This is a genomic window from Micromonospora sp. NPDC047753 (assembly GCF_040642735.1).
In the GTDB taxonomy this organism is placed as follows: domain Bacteria; phylum Actinomycetota; class Actinomycetes; order Mycobacteriales; family Micromonosporaceae; genus Micromonospora.
Genome location: NZ_JBEYSL010000636.1, coordinates 1 through 3288, shown reverse-complemented (window position 1 = coordinate 3288; position 3288 = coordinate 1). Strand labels below are relative to the sequence as shown.

Sequence of the window (3288 nt, the reverse complement as noted above, 5' to 3'; positions counted from 1 at the left end):
GGTGAATGCCGTACCCGCCGTTCGGTCCGGGCGGTAGAGGTGGCGCTCCAGCGCGCCCGCCGCCTGCCCGAAGCCGGCCACCGGGTGCCACCGGCTGAACTCCGCCGGGCCTGGAAGTGGGCCACCCAACGCCCCGACCGCCGCCGGTCCGACGAACACCTCGCCGATCGCCGCGAACCCGAGCGGCGCTGCCGGCTCGGCTTCGCGTGCCGGTGTCGGTGCGGATTCCACTGGCCACGCTGCTGGTGGGCATGGTGCTGGTGGCCACGCTGCTGGTGGGCGGGGCGCAGCGCCGTCCGCCCCGGCGGCGGCCGACGACGGCGACTGGCCGGAGGCGGCCCGCCCAGGCGGAGGCACCCTCGCCGCCGAGGCTACGGATGACGAGGACTGGCCGGAGGCCGCCCGACCTGGTGGCGCGTCCGCTGGAAACGAGCCGAGCCCTCACTCCGCACCGGCGTCGACCGGCGCGAACGGCAGCACCGGGTACGGGAACGCTGGAAGCGGGAACGCCGGGAATGGCAGCGGCCCGAACGGCAGCGGCGCCAACGGCGGTGGCGCGAACGGCACCGGACCCGATGGTTCGGGTGGGCCCGGGGCGGCGGCCGGTGGCGGTAAGCCGGGCGGGCGGGGTAACCCGACACCGGCGGCCCGGCAGCCGGCGACAGCCGGTGGTGCGCCGGTGAGCAGCGCCATCGCCGCGGCTCGCGCGGCGGCGGCGGGGCGCGGTGCGCGTACCGGAGCGGCAGCCCGGCCCGTCGCGGACGCCGAATGGGCCGGCGAGCCGCCCTACGACCCGGACTTCGACGGCCCGGCGCGGGCCGGCGGCCGGCCTGGCGGCGCAGCACCGGCGGCGACCCCGGCCTTCGAGGGGTTCGACCCGGGCGACGAGCCGTTGGACGAGATCATCGACGAGAAGACCGCCCGGGAGTCCAGCGAGGAGCAGGCGGTACGCCTCCTCAGAGAGACCTTCGGCGCCGAAAAAATCAACGAGATCGACGCCCGCTAACGCCTCGCCCCGCCCCGCCCCGCCCCGCCTCGCCCCGCCCCGCCCCGCCCCGCCTCGGCGATCTTGCAGTTTCGGTCGTCATTATGTTCGGAATGCCCCTTATGTTGGGACAGAAAGTGCAAGATCGCGCGGTTGGGGGGTTTCGGTCAGGAGGACTCCCAGGGCGCAGGCCCAGAGGGGGAACGGGAGCACCGCTACTCGTTCCATGCCGCCCACCCCGAGCCCCAGGCCCTGTTGGGCGGCGAACAGTGTCGTTCCGGCCAGCGCGATGAGCCCGGCGGTGAGAGTGAGCCGGCGCCACCTGCCGAGCGTCGTGCTGCGTGGTGCGAAGCCGGCGAGGAGCAGGCCGACGTTGCCCATCCCCATGATCAGGACTGCGCCGAGGACGTGCAGGTTCTCGTCAATGTCGGCCGGGTAGAGGGCCACGAGGGCGTATCCGCCGGCGGCCAGCAGCAGGAGTGTCTGGGCAGTGCGCACCACCGGGCCGCGGCCGAGAACCCGCCAGGTCAGCAGGAGCCCGCCGGCGAGCAGGACGGCGGTGGCCAGTGTCGCGGTGTTCATCAACGGGTGCCACGGTGAGCAGACGTAGCGGGGGCGGGTGGTGTCCCAGACGCCGCAGTGGGCGTTGCCGAGGTCGCTGATGTTGTGGGTGGCCCAACTGTAGGTGGGCTCGCGCCACCGCAGACCGGTGATCAGGCTGGCGACGAGGAAGACGGGCGAGGCCGCGAGCCAGCACAGTGCGCCGACCCGGCCGGTGCGGTTGAGGTTCATGCCTTGAGCAGACCAGTGCGACGGGTATGGGCGCACTACCAGCAGATGGCCGGTTCGGGGTAGGGGTAGCCGTACCCGAAGCCTCGGCGTGGGCGGATGCACCGGGCGGGGCGAGGTCGGTCCCAGCGGATAGGCTGAGCGGCGGTCGAGCAGACGAGTGCGAGAAGGAGCCATCCCGTGCGCCCAGGTGGACAGCCGAACATGCAGCAGATGCTGAAGCAGGCGCAGAAGATGCAGCAGCAGATCGCCGCCGCCCAGGCCGAGCTGGCCGAGGCCGAGCTGACCGGCACCGCCGGCGGCGGGCTGGTCACCGCGACGGTCTCCGGCTCCGGTGAACTCAAGGCCATCAAGATCGACCCGAAGGCCGTCGACCCGGACGACGTGGAGACGCTGGAGGATCTGGTCGTCGCGGCCGTGCACAACGCCGCCGAGGCGGCCCGGGAGCTGACCGAGCGCAAGATGGGCCCGGTCGCCGGCGGCATGGGCGGCCTCGGCCTGCCCGGTTTCTGAGCCGGCAGATGTACGAAGGTGCCATCCAGGATCTGATCGACGAGCTGGGTCGGCTGCCGGGCGTGGGTCCGAAGAGCGCTCAGCGGATCGCGTTCCACGTCCTCTCGGCGGATCCGGCCGACGTAAACCGGCTGGCCGGCGCGCTGCGCAAGGTCAAGGAGCTGGTGCGGTTCTGCACCACCTGCTACAACGTGGCCGAGTCCGAGCAGTGCCGGATCTGCCGCGACCAGCGTCGCACCGAGGAGGTGCTGTGCGTGGTGGAGGAGCCCAAGGACGTGGTGGCCATCGAGCGGACGGGTGAGTTCCGCGGTCGCTACCACGTCCTGGGTGGGGCGATCAATCCGCTGGAGGGGATCGGCCCGGACAATCTGCGCATCCGGGAGTTGATGATCCGGCTCGGTGGCGGCGGGGTGCGGGAGTTGATCCTGGCCACGGATCCGAACACCGAGGGCGAGGCGACGGCCACCTACCTGGCGTTGATGGTGAAGCCGATGGGCATCTCGGTGACCCGGCTGGCCAGCGGGCTGCCGGTCGGCGGCGATCTGGAGTACGCCGACGAGATCACCCTTGGTCGGGCCTTCGAGGGGCGCCGCGCGGTCTGATCGCCTGACGTACGGCCGGTGGCCGGCACCCGTGTGGGCCCCCAGGTCGTCCAGCTCGACGAGCCGGAAGCAGGTGGCGTCGATCGAGGCGACCTCGCCGCCCCAGGTGGCCGGCCAACCGCCGTCCGGTGACTGGCCTACCTCGGCTGTCTCCAGCAACTCGGCGGGCACGGCCGTGCCGTTGCGGAGCCAGGAGAGGCGGGCGCGTTCCACCGCATCCCCGTGCGCCACGACGAACCCGATCGCGGCTTCCAAGTCGACCACGGCGGAGACGCTACCTGCGCAGACGCGATGCCGCCTCGGAGAATCGGCCAGCCCGGGATGGCTGCGTCGCTCCGGCCGGACGGCCGCTCGGCGTCATCTGCGTCGATTTGCCGGGGCGGTCGCGCGGGCCGCGCC

5 protein-coding genes and 2 pseudogenes are annotated in these 3288 nt (G+C 72.7%); 3 read left to right on the top strand and 4 right to left on the bottom strand.

Annotation, left to right across the window (positions count from 1 at the left end; all coding sequences use genetic code 11):
- A pseudogene (locus ABZ749_RS32350) lies at nucleotides 1-231 on the bottom strand (hypothetical protein); the annotation flags it as partial.
- Nucleotides 232-441: 210 nt separating this feature from the next.
- Entirely contained in the window at nucleotides 442-567 is a 126-nt protein-coding gene (locus tag ABZ749_RS32345; protein WP_357234544.1) for a hypothetical protein, read from the bottom strand.
- A gap of 112 nt (nucleotides 568-679) precedes the next feature.
- Between ABZ749_RS32345 and ABZ749_RS32340 the strand changes: the two genes are divergently transcribed.
- Nucleotides 680-1006 carry a hypothetical protein gene (locus tag ABZ749_RS32340; RefSeq protein ID WP_357234541.1) on the top strand — a complete coding sequence of 109 codons (327 nt, stop codon included), beginning with the start codon at nucleotides 680-682 and terminating at the stop codon, nucleotides 1004-1006.
- Nucleotides 1007-1105: 99 nt separating this feature from the next.
- On the opposite strand, the gene ABZ749_RS32335 is transcribed toward ABZ749_RS32340, so the two are convergent.
- Nucleotides 1106-1777, bottom strand: a complete 672-nt coding sequence (locus tag ABZ749_RS32335) for a DUF998 domain-containing protein (protein ID WP_357234537.1) — start codon at nucleotides 1775-1777, stop codon at nucleotides 1106-1108.
- A gap of 201 nt (nucleotides 1778-1978) precedes the next feature.
- On the opposite strand from ABZ749_RS32335, the gene ABZ749_RS32330 reads away from it, so the two are divergent.
- Together ABZ749_RS32330 and recR are read left to right on the top strand one after the other, a co-directional pair.
- Nucleotides 1979-2287, top strand: a complete 309-nt coding sequence (locus tag ABZ749_RS32330) for a YbaB/EbfC family nucleoid-associated protein (protein WP_007466279.1) — start codon at nucleotides 1979-1981, stop codon at nucleotides 2285-2287.
- Between the two features lie 8 nt (nucleotides 2288-2295).
- Nucleotides 2296-2889, top strand: a complete 594-nt coding sequence (recR, locus tag ABZ749_RS32325) for a recombination mediator RecR (protein ID WP_210780747.1) — start codon at nucleotides 2296-2298, stop codon at nucleotides 2887-2889.
- A gap of 36 nt (nucleotides 2890-2925) precedes the next feature.
- Here the strand turns inward: recR and ABZ749_RS32320 are convergent.
- Nucleotides 2926-3204: pseudogene (locus tag ABZ749_RS32320) on the bottom strand (hypothetical protein); the annotation flags it as partial.
- Nucleotides 3205-3288: the final 84 nt, after the last annotated feature.